Here is an 18,044-nt window from a genome sequence, read left to right as displayed (position 1 = left end):
CCGCCTAGAGTTTCTTGAGGGCCTGGGTGAGCTGGCTGAGGACGCCCTGAGCGTCCCCGTAGAGCATCCGGGTGTTGTCCGCGTAGAAGAGCTCGTTCTCCACTCCGGCGAAGCCCTTGCCCTGGCCCCGCTTGATGACGATGACGTTCTTGGCCTTGTCCACGTCCAAGATGGGCATGCCGTAAAGGGGGCTTCCCGGGCGGCGGGCGGCGGGGTTCACCACGTCGTTGGCCCCGATGACCACCGCCACGTCCACGGTGGGGAACTCGGGGTTGATCTCCTCGAGGTCCTTGAGCTTGTCGTACTCCACCCCGGCCTCCGCCAGGAGCACGTTCATGTGCCCGGGCATCCGCCCCGCCACCGGGTGGATGGCGAACTTTACCTCCACCCCCTTGCTCTCCAAAAGGTCCGCCAGCTCCTTCACCTTGTGCTGGGCCTGGGAGAGGGCCATGCCGTAGCCGGGCACGAAGACCACCTTGTTGGCGTAGGCCAGCATGACGGCGGCGTCCTCCACGTCGATGGGCTTGAGGCTTCCCTTGACCTCCCCCGCCTCCTGCTCCACGCCGAACCCACCCACCAGCACGTTCCACACGGAGCGGTTCATGGCCCGGGCCATCAGCACGGTGAGAAGGGTACCCGCAGCCCCCACCAGGGTACCCGCCACCATCAAGGCCGGGTTCCCCACGGCAAAGCCCTCAAAGCCCACGGCCATACCGGTGAAGGCGTTGTAGAAGCTGATGGCCACCGGCATGTCCCCGCCGCCGATGGGCAGGGTCATGAGGATGCCGAAAAGGAGGGCCAGGAGGAAGAAGAGCACGATGCTCAGGGTGGGATCGTTCCAGAGCAGGGAAAAGCCCAAAAGCACCGTGATGAGGAGCGCCAGGGCGTTCACCACCTTCTGCCCGGGGAAGAGGATGGGCCGGCTTTTCATGATGCCCTGGAGCTTGGCGAAGGCGATGAGGCTTCCCGTGAAGGCCACGCTCCCGATGAGGCCGCCCAGGATGGCCAAGGCCATGAGGCCCGGGTTGTCAAAGGCTCCCTTCAGGAGCTCCACCGCGGCGATGGTGGCGGCCGCACCCCCACCCATGCCGTTGTAGATGGCCACCATCTGGGGCATGTCGGTCATGGCCACCTTGATGGCCGCCCACCAGGCCACCACGGAGCCCACCAGGAGAGCGATGAGCATGAGGCCAAAGTTCTGCATCCCCGGCCAGAAGAAGGTGGCCAGAACCGCCAGGGCCATGCCCCACCCCGCCCAGACGATGCCGCTTTTGGCGGTGGTGGGGTGGGCCATGCGCTTCAGGCCCACGATGAAGAGGATGGCCACCACGAAGTAGGCCGCCTGGATGAGATCCATTACTGACCACCCCCCTTGCCCGGCTTTTTCTCAAACATCTCCAGCATGCGCACCGTGACCGCATACCCCCCGGCGGCGTTGGCCGCCCCCAGGATGACCCCCAGGAAGCCGATGAGCTTCTCCAAACCGGTTTCCGCATGCCCCAGGACCACCATGGCCCCCACCACCACCACCCCGTGGATGAAGTTGGACCCGGACATCAAGGGGGTGTGGAGGATCACCGGCACCCGGGTGATGAGCTCATAACCCAAGAAAGCCGTGAGCACGAAGATGTAAAGGGCAGACCAGAAGCCAAACTCCATCACGCACCTCCCACGAGGGCCTTGGTGGGCCCGTGCAGGATCTCGCCCTCTTTCATCAAAAGGGCCCCTTGGACGATCTCGTCCTCCCACTTAGGGGCGAACTCGCCCTTTTCCATGAGCAGGCTGGAAAGGTTCAAAAGGTTTTTGGCGTACATCTCCGAGGCGTGCACGGAAAGCTCGCTGGGGAGGTTGAGAGGGCCATAGATGCGCACCCCCCTCACCTCCACCACCTCGCCGGGCTGGGTGAGGACGCAGTTCCCCCCCGACTCGGCGGCCAAATCCACCACCACGGTCCCGGGCCTCAAGCGCTCCACCATGTCCTCGGTGAGGAGGATGGGGGCCCGGCGGCCCGGCACCTGGGCGGTGGTGATGATGGCGTCCATCCCCGCCACGTGCTCCCGCAGGGCCTCGTGCTGGATGCGCTTCTCCTCCTCGGTGAGCTCCCGGGCGTAGCCCCCCTCCCCTTCCGCGCTGATGGGAAGCTCAATGGGCTTGGCCCCCAGGGAGATGGCCTGCTCCAGGGCCGCCTTCCGCACATCGTAGGCGAAGACCTGGGCCCCCAGGCGCTTGGCGGTGGCGATGGCCATAAGCCCCGCCACCCCCACCCCCATGACCATCACCTTGGCGGGGCGGATGGTGCCCGCCGCCGTGGTGAGCATGGGGAAGAAGCGGGGGGATAGCCTTGCGGCGTGGATGGCCGCCAGGTACCCCGCCACCGTGGCCTGGCTGGAGAGGGCATCCATGCTCTGGGCCCGGGTGATACGGGGGATGAGCTCCATGGCGATCACCGTGGCCTTTTTGGCGGCCAGGGCCTTCACCAGGTCCAGGTTCTTGTGGGCCTGGACAAACCCCACCACGATGGCCCCGGGCTCCAGGGCCCCTATCAGGTCCTCCGGGGGCGGCTGAACGGTGAAGAGGAGGTTCGCGCCCTTTAGGAGCTCCCCTCGCTCCACCACTTCCGCCCCGGCCTCCAGGTAGGCGGCGTCGGGATAGTAGGCGCCCTCGCCCGCGCCCCGCTCCACCCGAACCCGCGCCCCCTGCTTGACCAGGCGGGCCACCACCTCGGGCACCAGGGCCACCCTCCTTTCCCCAGGAGCCCTTTCCTTAGGAACCGCGACGGTCACCATAGGACCTCCTTACCGCGCCAGTATACCAACCCAGGTATGGGCATTTGCCCCAGCCCCGGGCGCTGACCTACTGGTCAGGAACCCCGGTTTGTGAAAAAATGCCGCCATGCGGCCCTCCGGCCTCCAGATTGCCGCCGTCCTGGTGGTGGGGATCCTGGCCATCAGCTTTGGCTCCATCCTGGTGCGCCTGGCCCTGTTGGCCTCGGGGGACAGAAGCCTGGCCTTCAGCCTGGTGATGAGCGCGGGCAGGATGGGCCTGGCCGCCCTGCTCCTGGCCCCCGGCTGGCGGGTCCCCTTGGGCAACCGGACCGGCCTCCCCTGGGGGATGGCGGCCGGGACCTTCCTCGCCCTCCACTTCTCCCTCTGGATCACCTCCCTCTCCTACACCTCCGTGGCCGCCAGCACCGCCTTGGTCACCACGAACCCGGTATGGGTCACCCTCTTGGGCTGGCTCTTTTTCCGGGAAACCCCCTCCGCCCTCACCCTCCTGGGGGTGGGGGTAGCCCTCCTGGGGGGGCTTCTCATCGGCCTGGGCGATGCCGCCGGGACCGGGGGAACCAACCCCCTTTTGGGGGACATCCTGGCGGTGCTGGGCGCGGTGGCCGCCTCCCTCTATTTCCTCCTGGGACGGGAGGCGCAAAGGCGGGGCCTCTCCCTTCTGGAGTACGTGCGGGTGGCCTACACCACCGCGGCCCTCCTTCTCCTTCCCCTCCCCTACCTCTTCGGCGGGGGGTATGGGGGCTATCCCTGGCCCGTCTACCTCTACCTCCTCCTCATGGCCCTCCTGCCCCAGCTGGTGGGGCACACCAGCTTCAACTGGGCCACCCGGCACATCCCTCCGGTCCTGGTGACCCTGGCCATCCTCTTTGAGCCGGTGGGGGCGAGCCTCCTCGCCTTCCTCCTCTTTGGGGAGCTCCCGGGCTCCAGGGTGCTCCTGGGAGCCCTGGTCCTCCTCCTGGGGGTGGGGTTGGCGGTCCTGGGGGGCAGGCGGTGATCCCCGTGGCCCTGGCCGCCCTGCTTTGGGGCCTGGGCGGGGCCCTGGCTGGACGCTTCATGGAGGCCATCCCCCCAGGGGTGCTCATCCCCTTGCGTTTTTCCCTGAGCTTTTTGTTGCTCTTCCCCTTGGTCCTGCGCCTGCCCCCCAGGCCGGCAGAAGGCCCCCGTCTGGTTCTGGTGGGCCTTTCCCTCTCGGGAGCCCAGGCCTTCTACTACCTGGCCATCCACGCCACCACCGTGGCCACGGGGATCTTCCTGCAGTACCTGGCCCCGGCCCTCCTCACCCTCTACGCCCTCCTCAAAGGGGAACGGCTTCCCGCCCGGGCCCTTCTGGGGGTGGCCCTGGCCCTGGCCGGGGCCTACGTGCTGGTGGTGGGGCCCGGAGGCCTGGCCGGGGGCCCCCTGGGCGCGGCCTACGGGCTCCTTTCCGCATTGTCCTTCGCCCTCTACGCCGCCCTCTCCCACGGGCTCAGGACCCCGCCCCTGGTGAGCCTGGGGGTGGCCACGGGGGTGGGAAGCCTCCTCTCCCTGCCCGTCCTCCTCCTGAACCTGCCCCAGGTCCTGGCCTTAGGGCTGGAAAACTGGGGCGCGGTGGCCTATCTGGTGGTCTTTGGCACGGTGGTGCCCTTTGGGCTCTTCCTCCTGGGGGTGCGCACGCTGCCCGCCCGCCAGGCCACCTTGGTGGCCATGCTGGAGCCGGTGGCGGGGGCGGTCTTCGCCTGGCCCCTGGCGGGAGAACCCCTGCACCCCTTGGCCCTGGTGGGCGGCGCCCTTATCCTCTGGGGCGTGGCCCTTAACCGGAGGTGATATGGCAGCGCGCGTGTTTTTCCTCTTTACCCTGGGCTACTTCCTCTCCTACTTCTACCGCTCGGCCAATGCGGTGCTCGCCCAGGACCTCTCCCGGGAGCTCGGTTTGGGGCCTGCGGAGCTAGGCTTCATGACGAGCCTCTTCTACCTCACCTTCGCCGCAGTGCAGCTCCCCCTGGGGGGCCTCCTGGACCGGCTGGGCCCCAGGACCATTACCCCCGCCCTCCTCCTGGTGGCGGCCCTGGGGAGCGTGGTCTTCGGGTTGGCCCAAAGCTTTCCCGTCCTGGCCCTGGGCCGGGCCCTCATCGGGGCCGGGATGGCCGCGGCCCTCATGGGCGCCCTGAAGGCCTTTAGCCTCTGGTTTCCCAGAAGCTACGCCACGGTGTCCACCCTGCTCGTGGGCCTGGGGGCCACGGGGGGGCTCATGGCGGCCACCCCCTTGGCCCTCCTCAAGGAGGCCCTGGGCTGGCGGGGGGTCTTCCTCCTGGGGGCTTTGGCGGTGGCCTTGGTGGCCCTGGCCCTCCGCCTGGGGGTGCGGAACACCCCGCCCGGGGTGGCCTGGCCCCAAGGAGGGGGCCCGGGGGGCCTGGGCGAGGTCTTCCGCAACGGGAGGCTCCTCCGGGTGGCCTTTCTGGCCTTCGCCTTCGCCGGGAGCTTCCTCGCCCTCCAGACCCTCTGGGCCGGGGCCTACGCCTACCACCTGGGCCTCGAGGCCCTGGCGGTGGGCAACCTCCTCTTCCTCTACTCGGGGGGGGCGGTTTTGGGCTTCCTGGTCTCGGGCTACCTGGCGGACCGCCTGGGCACGGCGCGGGTGCTTTGGGCTTCGGGCCTCCTCTTCGCCCTGGGCCTCGTCCTCCTCCTCCTCAAGCTCCTGGTTCCCGCCTACCTGATCTTGGGCTTCTTCGGAGCCTTCAACATCCTCACCCTTACCCAGGCCCGGGAGCTGGTGGCGGGCCACCTGGTGGGCCGGGGGACCACCCTGGTCAACCTCTTCGGCATCGGGGGCACCTTCCTCCTCCAGTGGGGCGTGGGGGTGGCGGTGGGCGTGGGCGGGTACGGGCTGGCCTTGGGAGGGCTCCTTCTCCTCCTCCTCCTGGCCCTCGCCCTTTACCTGCCCCTCCTTCAAAGGTCGGGATGAAACAGGAGGCGCTGGAGGCTTTCCACCCTCTTGGGCCAGTCGGGCCGGGGGGGTGGGAGTTCGGGGGGGAGGCCAGGAGGCCGCCTTTGGGTCCCGAGGAAAAGCCAAGGATGCGAAAGGAAACCCCGCCTGCCGCCTGGGCGGTAGACCACAAGCCTGCCCCTCTGTTGCCAGACGTAAAGGACCGGCCTGCTCACCCCCAAGGCCGAGGCCACCCGGTCCAGGGGGAAAAGGTCGTCAAAGCGTAGAAGGGCCAAGGCGGCGGCCTTTTCCACGCGGGCGATAAGGGCCTCGCCTAAAAGGAGGGCCAGGGGACGCCACTCCCCCTTGTCCAGGGCCTCTGCGAGGGCCTTGGGCTCGGGTGGGGGGAAACCGGCGTGGAAGCCCCGGTCCGCCCGCTCCAAGGCAAGGTAATAGCGCCCACGGTCCTCCTCCTCTAGGCCCTTGACCACCAGGGGGGGAAGACCTGAGCGTATGGCCACGTAGTTGAGGAGAATCCTTCCCACGCGGCCGTTGCCATCCCGGTAAGGATGGATCGCTTTAAAGAGGACGTGGATCTTGGCCAGGGCCTCAAGGATCTCGCCGGTTTTCAGGAGCAAGGGCACCGTCCGAACAAAGGCCCTGAGGTAGTCTCCGGCCTCCAGGGGGGGGCGTACCTTAGCCCCCAGGATCTGACGCTCCACCCCGTCGGCGGGCCTGCCCCGTTCCCCTTCCAGAGGGGTTTCCCGGAACAGCTGGCCGTGGATATTGTTCACGAAGGCCACGTCCAGGTGCCATGCATCTTCCTGAACGTCCTGAAAGGCCTGCTCGTAGACGAACTGGGCCGTGCGAAAGTAGTTTAGAACCTCCGCCGCGCCCCTCCGCCCCCTCATGACGTCCCGAAGCTCCTGTTCCGTGGCGAAATAACCTTCAATAGCCAAGGAGTGACGTGTGTCTTCTTGAAGCATGTAGAGCCACTCCTCGTTGGCCACCTGGATCAAGCGCAGGTCTATCCCACCAAGACGCCGGAGAAGCGCCAGGCGCTCCTCCAAGGCGCGGCGCATTTTGTTATACGCAAACCCGGCCCTATCCGCCACCTTGGTCAATCTTAAGGCAAAGTCCCGCTGATGACAAAGCATGAACTAGGGGCGAAACTAACAGGTTTGTGCTAAACTCCTTCCATGCTGGCCCAGGTGCGAAGCTACGCCCTCTTCGGTCTGGACGCGGTTCCCGTCACCGTGGAGGTGGACGTTAGCCCCGGGCTGCCCAGCTACGCCCTGGTGGGCCTGCCGGACAAGGCGGTGGAGGAAAGCCGGGAAAGGGTGCGGGCCGCCCTGAAGAACGCGGGTTTCCCCTACCCCCAGGCCCGGGTGGTGGTGAACCTGGCCCCGGCGGAGCTCCGCAAGGAGGGGAGCCACTTTGACCTGCCCATCGCCCTGGGGCTCCTGGCGGCGCAAGGGGTGGTGCCCCTCGAGGCCCTCGCCCCTCTCGCCGTGGCCGGGGAGCTGGGCCTGGACGGGACGCTCCGCCCGGTGCCGGGGGCGGTGAACCTGGCCCTAGGCGCCCTGCAGGAGGGGAGAAGGCTCCTCTTGCCCCGGGAAAGCGCCAAGGAGGCCGCCCTGGTGGAGGGGGTGGAGGTGTGGGGAGTGGAAAGCCTGCCCCAGGCGGTGGCCTACCTCAAGGGGGAGGAACCCCCCTTCAGGCCAACCCCGGAGGACCCCGGGGAGGCGGAGCCCCTTCTGGACCTCCGGGACGTGAAGGGGCAGGCCAAGGCCAAGCGGGCCCTGGAGATCGCCGCCGCGGGCTACCACCACCTCCTCATGGTAGGAAGCCCGGGCTCGGGCAAGACCATGCTGGCCAGGCGCCTCCCCTTCCTCCTGCCGCCTTTGGGCCAGGAGGCGGCCCTGGAGGTGACCCGGATCCACTCCGCCGCGGGGAGGCCCATCCGGGGCCTTCTGCGCACGCCCCCCTTCCGCGCCCCCCACCACACGGTGAGCTACGCGGGGCTCATCGGGGGCGGGGCCATCCCCAAGCCCGGGGAGGTGTCCTTGGCCCACCGCGGGGTCCTCTTCTTGGACGAGTTCCCCGAGTTCTCCCGGGATGCCCTCGAGGCCCTCCGCCAGCCCCTGGAGGACGGGGTGGTCACCGTGGCCCGGGCCCGGGCCAGCCTCACCTTCCCCGCCCGCTTCCTCCTGGTGGGGGCCATGAACCCCTGCCCCTGCGGCTGGTACGGGGACCCGGAAAGGCCTTGCACCTGCACCCCCGCAAGCCGCCAGCGCTACGTGGGCAAGATCTCCGGGCCCCTCCTGGACCGCTTTGACCTGGTGGTGGAGGTGCCCCGCCTCACGCCCCAAGAACTCTCCCGCGCCCCGGAAGGGGAAGGCACGGAGAAGGTGAGGGAGCGGGTCCTCCGGGCCAGGGAAAGGATGCTCAAGCGCCAGGGGAAGCCCAACGGGGAACTGGCGGGCAAGGCCCTCAGGGAACACGTCCGCCTCACCCCGGGGGCCGAGGCCCTCCTCCTGGCGGCGGCCAAGAAGATGCTCCTTTCCGCCCGCTCCTTTGATCGCCTCCTCCGGGTGGCCCGGACCGTGGCCGACCTGCAGGGGTGCGAGCGGGTGGAAGAGGCCCACGTGGCCGAGGCCCTGGCCTACCGCAAGACCCTATAGGCCCGCCTGCGCCCTGAGCCAGGGAACCAGGGCCTCCGCGGCCTCGAGGTTGGTGGCCAAGGGGACGCCGTGCACGTCACAGACCCGAAGGAGCGCCTGCACGTCGGGTTCGTGGGGCTGGGCGGTGAGGGGGTCGCGCAGGAAGAGGACCGCCAGGACACGCCCCTCGGCCACCCTGGCCCCGATCTGCTGGTCCCCCCCGAAGGGTCCGGAGAGCACCCGCTCCACGGGAAGCCCCGTGGCCTCGGCGATGCGCCTCCCCGTGGTGCCCGTGGCCAGGAGGGGAAAGCGCTCCAGTAGCGCCCGGTGGCGCTGGCAGAAGGCCACCATCTCCTCCTTCTTGGCATCGTGGGCGATGAGGGCGAGGGCCTTCATGGGGGCATTGTAAGCTTGGGGCATGGACTACGCGCCCAACCTGGACTTCCTGGAAAGGCTCCTCCTCGCCGTGGGGCCCTCGGGGTTTGAGGAGGAGGCAGCCCAGGCCTTCCTGGAGGAGGCGGGCACCTTCGCCGAAACGGAGCGGGACCGGCACGGCAACGTCTACGCCCGCATCCACCCCGGGGGCAAGCCCAAGATCCTCCTCTTGGGGCACTTGGACGAGATCGGGGTCATCGTGAGCCACGTGGAGGAGAAGGGCTTCCTGCGCCTGAAGCCCCTGGGAGGCTGGGACCCCCAGGTCCTGGTGGGCCAGCGCCTGCGCTTTTTGGGAAAGCGGGGGCACGTGCTGGGAGTGGTGGGGCGGAAGGCCATCCACGTGCTGAAGGAGGAGGAGCGCAGTAAGGCGGTGGAGCTCTCTGAGCTCTTCGCCGACATCGGGGCGAGGAGCCGGGAGGAGGTCCTGGAGCACCTGGAGGTGGGGGCAGTAGGGGTCCTGGACCAGGCCCCCCAGTGGCTCCTGGGGGAAAGGCTGGTTTCCAAGGCCCTGGACAACCGCCTAGGGGCCTTCGTGGTCCTCGAGGCCCTGCGTCTCCTCAAGGGCAACACCCCCGCCGAGGTGGTGGCGGTGGGCACCGTGCAGGAGGAGATCGGGGCCTACGGGGCCAGGACCGCCGCCTTCCGGGAGAATCCGGACCTGGCGGTGGTGGTGGACGTGACCCACGACAGCGCCACCCCCGGGATGGAGAAGGCCCAGGTAGGGGAGGCGGAGCTGGGGCGTGGGGCGGTCCTGGACATCGGCCCCTTCGTGGACAAGGGGGTCTTCCAGGCCCTGAGGAAGGCAGCGGACAAGGAGGGCCTCCCCTATGTCCTCCACGCCCACGGCCGCTGGTCGGGCACCGACGCGGACGAGGTGGCCAAGGTGCGGGAAGGGATCCCCACGGGGATCGTCTCCATCCCCTTGCGCTACATGCACTCCCCCGTGGAGATGGTGGACCTAAGGGACGTGGAGCGGGCCGTACGCCTCCTCGCCGCCTTTGCCAAGGAGGTGTAGCCGTGGACCTCACCTTCAAGGAGGCCCAGAAGCAGGTGGACGCCTGGATCTCCTCATTCCAGGAGGGCTACTTCCCTCCCCTCCTCATGCTCGCCCGCCTGGCGGAGGAGCTCGGGGAGGTGGCCCGGGTCCTGGCCCACCGCCACGGCAAGAAGCCCAAGCCGGGGGAGGAGGAGGGGGACCTGGCCATGGAGCTCGCCGACCTCCTCTTCGTCCTCATCTCCCTGGCCAACCGGGAAGGGATAGACCTGGAGGCCGCCTTCCGCAAGGCCATGGAGAAGTACCAAGCCCGGGACAGCGAGCGCTGGACCCGAAGGGGCTAAAACCCGTAGAGGGCGGTAAACTTCCGCTCCAAGTAGTCCAGGAAGGGCTTGGCGCTCGGGGCCTTCCCGGTTACGCGCTCCACCAGGACCTTGGGCCGGAAACGGCTCCCCTCGGCGTGGATCTTCCTCCGCGCCCACGCCAAGAAGGGCCGGAACTCGCCCCGGGCGAACATGGGCTCCAGGGCCCCCAGCTCCTCCTCGGCCTTCCCGAAGAACTGGGCGGCGTAGAGGTTGCCCAGGGTGTAGGTGGGGAAGTAGCCGAATAGCCCCCCGGACCAGTGCACATCCTGCATGACCCCGTCCTTGTAGTCCTTGGGGGCCACGCCCAGATAGGCCCGGTACTTCTCCTGCCACGCCCCCGGCAGGTCCTCCAGGGCGAGCTCCTTCCGGAAGAGGAGGAGCTCCAGCTCCAGGCGCACCAGGATGTGCAGGTTATAGGTGACCTCGTCCGCCTCCACTCGGATGAGGGAGGGCTCCACGGCGTTCACGGCGAAGTGGAAGTCCTGGAGGGCCACGTCCCGTAGGCTCGGGAAGACCTCCTGGGCCCTTGGGAAGAAGCGCTCCCAAAAGCCTAAGGAACGGCCCACCAGGTTCTCCCAGGTGCGGCTTTGCGACTCGTGGATCCCCAAGGAGACCGCCTCGCCCCTAGGGGTGCCCCAGTGCTCCTTGGGCAGGCCTTGCTCGTAGAGGGCATGGCCCATCTCGTGGAGGGTGCCGAAGATGCCCGCGTTGAAGAAATCCTCAAAGTAACGGGTGGTGATGCGCACATCCCCGGGGCCGATGGAGATCTCAAAGGGGTGGGCGGTGGGGTCCAGGCGGCCCGCCTCCAGGTCGTAGCCACAGGCGGAAAGGAGCTCGAGGGCGAAGGCCCGCTGGGCCTCCTTGGGGTAGGGGCGGCGCAAGAGGGCGGTGTCGGGCCGCCTTCCGCTCCCCAAGATGCGGTCTAGGAGGGCCTGGAGGCCGGAGCGCAACTCGGCGAAGAGGGGCTCCAGCTCCCTCGCCCGCATCCCCGGCTCAAACCCGTCCAGGAGGGCGTCATAAAGCTCCCCGTAGGGTGGGTCCCCCGGGGCCACGGGCAGGGCGTAGAGGATCTCCGCCTTCTCCTTGGTGAGGGAGAAGATGCGCTTTAAGTAGGGCAAAAACCCCTGCCAGTCGTCCTTGGGGCGGGCCTCCTCCCAGAAGCTTTCCCCCTCGCTTTGGGCCTGGGCCAGCTCCACCATGAGCCGCTCGGGGATGGCCCGGGCCCTTTCGTAGGCCAGTCGCCACTCCCGCACGTTCACCGCGGCATCGGAGAGGGGGTCTTGCACCAGGGAAGAGCCCTCCACCTTCTCCAGCCACTCCCCGATCCGGGGGTCGGTCATGCGCTGGTGCAGGAGACGGGCCAGGGCCGCCATCTGCCGGGCCCGGTGCTCGTGCCCCTTCTTGGGGATCATGGTCCGCTGGTCCCAGGCGGCCAAGGCCCCCAAGGAGGCCAGGTAAGCCGTTTCCCTTTGGAACTCCAGGAGGTTCTCGTAAGCGGCTTCAGGCGTCACGGGGGCATCATACCTCCGCCCTGGGAAAGCTCTGTGAAAAAAGCCCTCTTCCCCTTAGCCTCCCCTAAGCGTCCGCGCCTTGGTTTCGCCACATAAGAGGCCCTGGCCAGGCTTAAGGAAAAGCCCTTTTGGGGCCCCCGCCGAGGCTTTCGCCTCGGCGGGGTAATTAAAATGCCCTCATGTGGCCCCTTTTCGCCCTGGTCCTCGGCCTCGTGGTGGGTTCTTTCTTGAACGTGGTCATCCACCGCCTGCCCAAGGGGGAGTCCTTGGTCTATCCCCCTTCCCGCTGCCCCGCCTGCGGCCACCGGCTTGGGCCTTTGGACCTGGTCCCCCTCCTCTCCTACCTGGCCCTAAGGGGGCGGTGCCGCTACTGCCAAGCCCCCATCAGCCCCCGCTACCCCCTGGTGGAGGCCCTCACGGGGGGGCTTTTCCTCCTCGGGGCTCTCTTCTATCCCCCCTCCCCTGAAGCCCTCCTCGTCTTCCTCTTCCTCGCCTTCCTGGTGGCCCTCGCCTTCATTGACCTGGACACCTTTGAGCTCCCCGACGCCCTCACCTACGGTCTCCTCTTCCTGGGGCTTCTTGCCGCCTGGTTCTTCGCCTTCCCCCTTTCCTTCCGGGAGAGCCTGGACGGGGCCCTGGTGGCGGCGGGGGTCTTGGGGCTCGTGGCGGGGTACGGGAACCTCCTCCTGAGGCGGTTTAAGGAGGGGCGGGCCGAGGTGCCCGTGGGGCCCCACCAGGTGCACATGGCGGCCCTCTTCGGGGCGCTTTTGGGCCCGGGGGTGGGCATGGCCCTGGCCTTCCTCGCCTGGGCCCTTTCGGGGCGCACGGGCCGGGCCGTGGTCCTCCCCGACCGGCTCACCCTCCCCCTTCTTCCCCTGGCCTTCCTCCTCGCCCCCCACCTGGGTCTGGACTTCCTGGAAAGCCTCAGGGGAAGCCTCCTCGCCGCCGGGGGGCTCGCCCTCGCCGGGGGGCTCTACTGGGCCTTCCGTCCCCTTCCCGAGGCAGAGGAGGAGCCCGTGGCCATGGGCTACGGGGACGTGAAGCTCCTCGGGGCCCTCGGGGCCTGGCTTGGGCCTTACGCCCTCCTGGCCCTCTTCCTCGGGGTCTTCGCCGGGGCGGCCCTTGGCCTCCTCTTCCGCAAGCGGAAGATCCCCTTCGGGCCCTACCTGGCCTTTGGGGGGGTGGTGGCCTTCTTCTTTGGGGAGGCGGTCTGGGAAGCTTATCTCCGCCTCTTGGGAATTTGAACACGGCGGGAAAAGCTTTGTGCTATCCTCACCCCAGAGGAAGCGGGGTCCACTCCGCCTTCGAAGGAGGAATGCATGGGGCGCTCTCTAAAGCTTTTCCTGGCGGCGATGGGACTTGGACTCTTCGCCCTTGTCCTTTACCTTTGGGCCTCTCCTTACCTCTTCCTCCGTTCCCTCCAGGGGGCCGTCCTGGAGGGAGACCGGGCTCGGCTTGAGCGGCTTGTGGACTTCCCCAGGATCCGGGAGGGGCTCAAGTCGCAGATTCAGGCCCAGCTCCTCCAAGAAATGAGCCGGGAGGCAGAGCGGAACCCCTTTGCCAGCCTCGGCTACCTCTTCGTGGCCGGGATGGTAGACCCCCTGGTGGAGGCCCTGGTTTCCCCCGAGGGGCTCGCCGCTTTAGGCACGGGGGCCGGGCCCGGGGAGGCGCCTAAGGAGGCGGTGAAGGAATGGAGGCTCGCCTACCGGGACTTCCATACCGCTTACGTTTACAACCCCGAGGACCCCAAAAGCCGCCTCTACCTAGAACGGCAGGGGCTTTTCAGGTGGAGGGTGACGCGGGTGGAGCTTCCTCTGAAGTAGTATCCTGGCCCCCGTGGAACTTCTAAACATCCTCGCCAAAAGGCGAAGCGTGCGGCGCTTCAAGCCCCTGCCCATCCCGGAGGAGGACCTGGAGAAGCTCCTCTTCGCCCTGCAACGGGCCCCCACGGACGCCAGCGCCCAGCTCTACTCCGCGATCCGAATAAGGGACAAGGGGCTTAGGGACGAGATCGCAAGGCTTTCCGGGGACCAGGAGCACATCAGGCAGGCGGCGGAGTTCTTCGTCTTCCTGGCGGACGTCCACCGCCTGGAAAGGCTCCTCGCCCACCGGGGGCAGGGGATGGCCTTCTGGCCCAGGACCGCCCTCCACTTCGCCATCCTGGACGCGGGGATCGCCGCCTCGTACCTCGCCCTCACCGCCGAGGCCTTGGGGTATGGGGCCTGCTTCATCGGCGGGGTGCTGAACGGGGTTGAGGCCCTGGTGGACCTCCTCGGGCTTCCCCCTGGGGTCTTGCCGGTGGTGGGCCTTGCCGTGGGCGTCCCCGACGAGGAAGGCCCCCCCAGGCCCAGGCTTCCCCGGAGGCTCGTGGTCCACGAGGACCGGTACCGCCCCTACACGGAGGAGGACCTGGAGGAGGCCTACCGGGCCATGGCCCCCTACAGCCGGGTGGGGGACTGGAACCGGGTCCTGAGGCGCTACTTCGCCGAGGGGGGCACCATGGAAGCCAGGGAAAAGCCTTACGGGAAGGTCCTTTCCCGGCAGGGGTTTGACCCCGACCTACCGAGGGGAACCCCCTTCTACTCTCTGGGGGCCCTCCTGGAAGAGGCCTTGGCCGAGGCCCGGGGGGTGCTCTTCCGCAAGGGGGAGGCCTGGCTGGAGGAGGAGGCCCGGGCCTTCCGGGGGGAAGGGAGGCCGGGGGAGGCCCTCCTCACCGCCCTGAGGAAGGCCCGGGGGGAGGTGCCGGACTGGCCCTGACCTCCTGGAGCACGCGCCTTGCCCCCCGGTAGGCCTTCCGGTAGAAGGGGGCCTCGAGGCTCTCTATGACCACCCGGCTTCCGTAGCTGGAGGCGTGGGCGAAGACCCCCCGGCCCAGGTAGATGCCCACGTGGTCCACCTCCTTGCCCCCAAAGCTGAAGAAGACCAGGTCCCCGGGCCGCAGGGCATCCACGGGCAAGAGGGCCTGGTACTGCTCCTTGCTGGTGCGGGGCAAGGCCACCTCGAGCTCGGCGTAGACCTGGGCCACGAAGGCGGAGCAGTCCAGGGAAAGCGGGGAGTTCGCCCCGTACTTGTAGGGCACCCCCAGGTAGCGGAGAACGGCCCTGAGGAGCGGGCTTTCCGGGTCGTAGTCCTCCGCTTCGGAAGGCGTCCCGGGACCCGGCCCTTGGCCCGGCGGGGGGGAGGCGGCTCCGGGCAGGGCGAGCACCTGCCCCACCTTGATCTCCGGGGAGACGAGGCCGTTTAGGCGCATGAGCTCCTCCACCGTGGTGCCGTAGCGCCGGGCCAGGGAAAAGAGGGTGTCCCCCGGGGCCACCACGTGGGTGCCCGCCGGTCTTTCGGGAAGCTTAAGCACCTGCCCCGGCTGGATGAGGAAACCCTCTAGCCCGTTCAGGCGCACGAGCTCCTCCACCGTGGTGCCGTAGCGGCGGGCGATGGAAAAGAGGGTGTCTCCCTTCTCCACGGTGTGGGTCTGGGCCAAGGCCAGGGAAAGGAGGAGGGCCAAGGTCAGACCTTGTCGGGGCATGGCCCCATTCTATGCCACCGCCCCTTGGCCTCTGTCCGGGGGTGTGCTACAATCCCTCAAGGCGGGGGCCGTTAGCTCAACTGGCAGAGCACCGGTCTCCAAAACCGGGGGTTGGAGGTTCGAGTCCTTCACGGCCCGCCAGATCGCCCCTTCAAGGTAGCCCCTTCGGGGCTGGCCGGGGGGCTTTTTGTTATGGGAGGGTACCAAGTCCTCATCGTGGGCGCCGGGTTCTCCGGCGCCGAGGCGGCCTGGCACCTGGCCCAGAGGGGGGTGCGGGTGGGCCTCCTCACCCAGAGCCTGGACGCGGTGATGATGCCCTTCCTGCCCCCCAAGCCCCCCTTTCCCCCGGGAAGCCTTCTGGAAAGGGCCTACGACCCCAAGGACGAGCGGGTCTGGGCCTTCCACGCCCGGGCCAAGTACCTCCTGGAAGGGCTTAAACCCCTCCACCTCTTCCAGGCCACGGCCACGGGACTCCTCCTGGAGGGGGAAAGGGTGGTGGGAGTGAAGACCTGGGAAGGCCCCCCCGCCCGGGCAGATAAGGTGGTGCTCGCCGTGGGGAGCTTCCTGGGGGCGAGGCTTTTTCTGGGCGAGGTGGCGGAGGAGGCGGGAAGGCTTTCCGAGGCCAGCTACCCTGACCTCTTTGAGGACCTGAACGCCCTGGGCTTTCGCTTCGTGGAGCGGGAAGGAGAGGTTCCCGAAACCCCCACCACCCCGGGCTACCGGGTGCGCTACCGCGCCTTCCACCCCGAGGAGTGGGAGGAAGAGACCTTCCGGCTCAAGCGCCTGGAGGGGCTTTACGCCGTGGGCCTATGCGTCCGGGAGGGGGACTACGCCCGCATGAGCGAGGAGGGGAAGCGCCTTGCGGAGCACCTTCTCCATGAGCTTGGGTAGGGGCCTCTTCCAAGGGTCCTCCCCCTCCCCCGGCCAGAGGGCTCCCCGCACCTCCACGAGAAGCCTCCGGTGGGTGAGGGCGTGGCGCACCTCGCCCAGGGGGAAGGAGCGCACCCCGAAGGCCGCCTCCCGCCCGGGAAGCTCCTCAGGGGGAAAGAGGGGGACGCCGTAGAGGCCCTGGAAGCGCCCCTCAAGCCTTTCCAGGTGCACCCCCTTCCGCCCGAGGAGGACGAGGGCGGTAAGGCGCTCCTCCTTCGCCCGGCGCTTCCTGGGCGCGGGGTAGCGCCCGGGGGCCTCCTTCCCCCGGCAGAAGGCCCCCAGGGGGCAGGTCCCGCAGCGGGGCCTTTTCGGCAGGCAGACCGTGGCCCCGAGCTCCATGAGGGCCTGGTTCCACACCCCCGGGTCCACGCCCTCGGGGAGGAGGCCCTGGGCGAGGGCGAAAAGCTCCTTCTCCTTGGGGCTTTCCCGGGCGAAGAGGCGGGAGAGGACCCTCCGGACGTTCCCGTCCACCGCCGCCACCCGTTCGCCGAAGGCGATGGAGGCCACCGCCGCCGCGGTGTAGGGCCCAAGGCCGGGGAGACGCTTTAGCGCGGCGAAGCTTTGGGGAAGCTCGCCTACGCTTCGGGCCAGGCGGTGGAGGTGTTCCGCCCGCCGGTAATACCCCGCCCCTTGCCACACCTTCAGCACCTCCTCCAGGGAAGCCTCCCGCAGGGCCTTCAGGGTGGGAAAGCGCTCCAGAAAGCGGCGGTAGTAAGGGATGGCCTGCTCCACCCGGGTCTGTTGCAAGAGCACCTCGGAGACCAAGACCCGGTAGGGGTCCCTCTCCCCCCGCCAGGGGAGGGGGCGGGCGTTTTCCCGGTACCAGGCGAGGAGGGCTTCCTGCCAGGATTCCATGCCTAAAGGGGGAAGGCTCCTCCGAAGAGGCGCCTGTGCTCCACCATGAGGCAGCGGTCCGCCACCACGGGAATCCCCGCCGCCTCCAGGGCCCCCTCAAAGGCGGGATGGCGGATCCCCGACTGGAGCCAGACCAGGCCGGGCCTTAGAGCGAGGATCTCCTCGAGGTGGCCCATGAGGGCGGAAGGGGGGCGGAAGACGTCCAGGATGTCCACGGGCCCCTTCAGGTCCAAAAGGCTCGCCACCGCCTTCTCCCCGAAAAGCTCCTCCCCCTGGAACCTGGGGTTCACGGGCAGGATGCGGTAGCCCGCTTCCCGAAGGTAACGGGGCACGTAGTGGGCGGGGCGGGAAGGGTCCTTGTGGGCGCCCAAGACGGCGATGGTCCGGGCTCCCTCCAGGTAGGCCCGCAAAGCCTCATCCTCCATCAGCGCACCCTCCTCTCGAGGACCTCGGCCACCCGCCTGGCCTGGGTAAAGTCCAGGCGAGGGGGCAGCCCCTTCAGGTAGGGGGCCACTTCCTCGGGTCTTAGCACGGGAAGCCGGCCCACTTGCCGTCCCTCCAGCTTCCCGCTCACGAAGACCAAAAGGGGCTCCACCTCCACCCCCAAAAGCTCCCTTAGCTTGTGGGCCTGGCGCCAGGCCTGGCGGACCAGGTCATCGCGCCGCTCCCCCCGGACCCAAAGCCCCTTGGGCGTAGCCCGGATAGTACCGGTGTAGTTCTTTACCTCCACGTTGAAGACCCCAGGGGGCCCCACCACCACGTGGTCGGCGTTCTCCCCACCCAGGTCCACATCATGGAAAACCCTCCAGGTGGAAGGGAGCTCGGCAAGGAACCGGCCCACTTGGGCCTCCCCCAGGTAGCCCTGTGTGGTCGCCACCACCGTCCGCTCCACCTCCTTGTCCTGGAGGAACCGGGCCACGGCCAAAAAGGCGAGAGGCAGGGCCAAGGCCCCGAGCCAAGGTGCGAAGAGCTTGGCGAGAAGCCAAACCACAAAGCCGAAGCTCAGGATCACGGCGACTATCCGCCAAAGCTTCCGAGAAAGGGTCTTGCCCGCCTTGCCCAGCTCGCGCGCCATTGGTC

20 protein-coding genes and 1 tRNA gene are annotated in these 18,044 nt (G+C 68.3%); 11 read left to right on the top strand and 10 right to left on the bottom strand.

Annotated features, from left to right (window positions below; translation table 11 throughout):
* Positions 1-4 precede the first annotated feature (4 nt).
* The 3 genes from ACYQ0J_RS11940 to ACYQ0J_RS11930 are packed head-to-tail and all read right to left on the bottom strand — an operon-like array spanning position 5 to position 2,786.
* Positions 5-1,357, bottom strand: a complete 1,353-nt coding sequence (locus ACYQ0J_RS11940) for an NAD(P)(+) transhydrogenase (Re/Si-specific) subunit beta (protein ID WP_460172333.1) — start codon at positions 1,355-1,357, stop codon at positions 5-7.
* Positions 1,357-1,659 carry a proton-translocating transhydrogenase family protein gene (locus tag ACYQ0J_RS11935; RefSeq protein WP_008630585.1) on the bottom strand — a complete coding sequence of 101 codons (303 nt, stop codon included), beginning with the start codon at positions 1,657-1,659 and terminating at the stop codon, positions 1,357-1,359. The genes ACYQ0J_RS11940 and ACYQ0J_RS11935 overlap by 1 nt, the downstream gene beginning before the upstream one ends.
* Complete coding sequence (locus tag ACYQ0J_RS11930) at positions 1,659-2,786, bottom strand: NAD(P) transhydrogenase subunit alpha (RefSeq protein WP_460172332.1); 1,128 nt, start codon at positions 2,784-2,786, stop codon at positions 1,659-1,661. Before ACYQ0J_RS11930 ends, ACYQ0J_RS11935 begins: the two co-directional genes overlap by 1 nt.
* A 106-nt stretch (positions 2,787-2,892) precedes the next feature.
* Between ACYQ0J_RS11930 and ACYQ0J_RS11925 the strand changes: the two genes are divergently transcribed.
* Genes ACYQ0J_RS11925 through ACYQ0J_RS11915 form a run of 3 tightly spaced genes read left to right on the top strand, consistent with a single transcriptional unit; the run spans position 2,893 to position 5,727 of the window.
* Positions 2,893-3,780, top strand: coding sequence for a DMT family transporter (locus tag ACYQ0J_RS11925; RefSeq protein WP_460172331.1), 888 nt, complete (start codon positions 2,893-2,895; stop codon positions 3,778-3,780).
* Positions 3,777-4,589 (top strand): DMT family transporter, encoded by an 813-nt coding sequence (locus ACYQ0J_RS11920; protein ID WP_460172330.1) that lies wholly within the window; start codon positions 3,777-3,779, stop codon positions 4,587-4,589. Before ACYQ0J_RS11925 ends, ACYQ0J_RS11920 begins: the two co-directional genes overlap by 4 nt.
* 1 nt (position 4,590) lies before the next feature.
* Positions 4,591-5,727 (top strand): MFS transporter, encoded by a 1,137-nt coding sequence (locus tag ACYQ0J_RS11915; protein WP_460172329.1) that lies wholly within the window; start codon positions 4,591-4,593, stop codon positions 5,725-5,727.
* Here the strand turns inward: ACYQ0J_RS11915 and ACYQ0J_RS11910 are convergent.
* Positions 5,712-6,770, bottom strand: coding sequence for a Fic family protein (locus ACYQ0J_RS11910; protein WP_460172328.1), 1,059 nt, complete (start codon positions 6,768-6,770; stop codon positions 5,712-5,714). The genes ACYQ0J_RS11915 and ACYQ0J_RS11910 overlap by 16 nt on opposite strands.
* A 117-nt stretch (positions 6,771-6,887) precedes the next feature.
* Here ACYQ0J_RS11910 and ACYQ0J_RS11905 point away from each other — a divergent pair, with 117 nt between their 5' ends.
* The gene (locus ACYQ0J_RS11905) at positions 6,888-8,372 is read left to right on the top strand and encodes a YifB family Mg chelatase-like AAA ATPase (protein ID WP_460172327.1); all 1,485 of its coding nucleotides are present in this window, start codon (positions 6,888-6,890) and stop codon (positions 8,370-8,372) included.
* On the opposite strand, the gene mgsA is transcribed toward ACYQ0J_RS11905, so the two are convergent.
* Positions 8,367-8,747 (bottom strand): methylglyoxal synthase, encoded by a 381-nt coding sequence (mgsA, locus tag ACYQ0J_RS11900; RefSeq protein WP_460172326.1) that lies wholly within the window; start codon positions 8,745-8,747, stop codon positions 8,367-8,369. The two genes, ACYQ0J_RS11905 and mgsA, sit on opposite strands and share 6 nt — an antisense overlap.
* 22 nt (positions 8,748-8,769) lie before the next feature.
* On the opposite strand from mgsA, the gene ACYQ0J_RS11895 reads away from it, so the two are divergent.
* Together ACYQ0J_RS11895 and ACYQ0J_RS11890 are read left to right on the top strand one after the other, a co-directional pair.
* Positions 8,770-9,801, top strand: coding sequence for a M42 family metallopeptidase (locus ACYQ0J_RS11895; protein ID WP_460172325.1), 1,032 nt, complete (start codon positions 8,770-8,772; stop codon positions 9,799-9,801).
* Between the two features lie 2 nt (positions 9,802-9,803).
* Positions 9,804-10,124, top strand: coding sequence for a nucleotide pyrophosphohydrolase (locus tag ACYQ0J_RS11890; protein ID WP_460172324.1), 321 nt, complete (start codon positions 9,804-9,806; stop codon positions 10,122-10,124).
* Here ACYQ0J_RS11890 and ACYQ0J_RS11885 read toward each other — a convergent pair.
* Positions 10,121-11,656, bottom strand: coding sequence for a carboxypeptidase M32 (locus ACYQ0J_RS11885; protein WP_460172323.1), 1,536 nt, complete (start codon positions 11,654-11,656; stop codon positions 10,121-10,123). The genes ACYQ0J_RS11890 and ACYQ0J_RS11885 overlap by 4 nt on opposite strands.
* Positions 11,657-11,835: 179 nt before the next feature.
* On the opposite strand from ACYQ0J_RS11885, the gene ACYQ0J_RS11880 reads away from it, so the two are divergent.
* The 3 genes from ACYQ0J_RS11880 to ACYQ0J_RS11870 all read left to right on the top strand — a co-directional run bounded on the left by ACYQ0J_RS11880 (position 11,836) and on the right by ACYQ0J_RS11870 (position 14,413).
* Complete coding sequence (locus tag ACYQ0J_RS11880; RefSeq protein ID WP_460172322.1) at positions 11,836-12,900, top strand: prepilin peptidase; 1,065 nt, start codon at positions 11,836-11,838, stop codon at positions 12,898-12,900.
* 75 nt (positions 12,901-12,975) lie between these two features.
* A complete protein-coding gene (locus tag ACYQ0J_RS11875; protein WP_460172321.1) occupies positions 12,976-13,479 on the top strand; it encodes a DUF2939 domain-containing protein in 504 nt (167 codons plus the stop codon).
* A gap of 13 nt (positions 13,480-13,492) precedes the next feature.
* Complete coding sequence (locus tag ACYQ0J_RS11870; protein ID WP_460172320.1) at positions 13,493-14,413, top strand: nitroreductase family protein; 921 nt, start codon at positions 13,493-13,495, stop codon at positions 14,411-14,413.
* On the opposite strand, the gene ACYQ0J_RS11865 is transcribed toward ACYQ0J_RS11870, so the two are convergent.
* A complete protein-coding gene (locus ACYQ0J_RS11865; protein WP_460172319.1) occupies positions 14,367-15,179 on the bottom strand; it encodes a C40 family peptidase in 813 nt (270 codons plus the stop codon). The genes ACYQ0J_RS11870 and ACYQ0J_RS11865 overlap by 47 nt on opposite strands.
* Before the next feature lie 65 nt (positions 15,180-15,244).
* On the opposite strand from ACYQ0J_RS11865, the gene ACYQ0J_RS11860 reads away from it, so the two are divergent.
* A tRNA-Trp gene (locus ACYQ0J_RS11860) sits at positions 15,245-15,320 on the top strand.
* A gap of 51 nt (positions 15,321-15,371) precedes the next feature.
* Positions 15,372-16,070 carry an FAD-dependent oxidoreductase gene (locus ACYQ0J_RS11855; protein ID WP_460172318.1) on the top strand — a complete coding sequence of 233 codons (699 nt, stop codon included), beginning with the start codon at positions 15,372-15,374 and terminating at the stop codon, positions 16,068-16,070.
* On the opposite strand, the gene mutY is transcribed toward ACYQ0J_RS11855, so the two are convergent.
* From mutY to ACYQ0J_RS11840, 3 genes are read right to left on the bottom strand one after another with little or no spacing between them, the layout of a single operon-like run.
* The gene (mutY, locus tag ACYQ0J_RS11850) at positions 15,987-16,964 is read right to left on the bottom strand and encodes an A/G-specific adenine glycosylase MutY (protein WP_460172317.1); all 978 of its coding nucleotides are present in this window, start codon (positions 16,962-16,964) and stop codon (positions 15,987-15,989) included. The two genes, ACYQ0J_RS11855 and mutY, sit on opposite strands and share 84 nt — an antisense overlap.
* Before the next feature lie 2 nt (positions 16,965-16,966).
* Positions 16,967-17,389: a CoA-binding protein gene (locus ACYQ0J_RS11845; RefSeq protein WP_460172316.1), complete on the bottom strand. Its 423-nt coding sequence runs from the start codon at positions 17,387-17,389 to the stop codon at positions 16,967-16,969.
* Entirely contained in the window at positions 17,389-18,039 is a 651-nt protein-coding gene (locus tag ACYQ0J_RS11840) for a nuclease-related domain-containing protein (RefSeq protein WP_460172315.1), read from the bottom strand. Before ACYQ0J_RS11840 ends, ACYQ0J_RS11845 begins: the two co-directional genes overlap by 1 nt.
* Positions 18,040-18,044 lie beyond the last annotated feature (5 nt).

Source organism: Thermus sp. FJN-A, from assembly GCF_054655095.1.
This window is presented reverse-complemented; position numbering and strand designations above follow the sequence as displayed.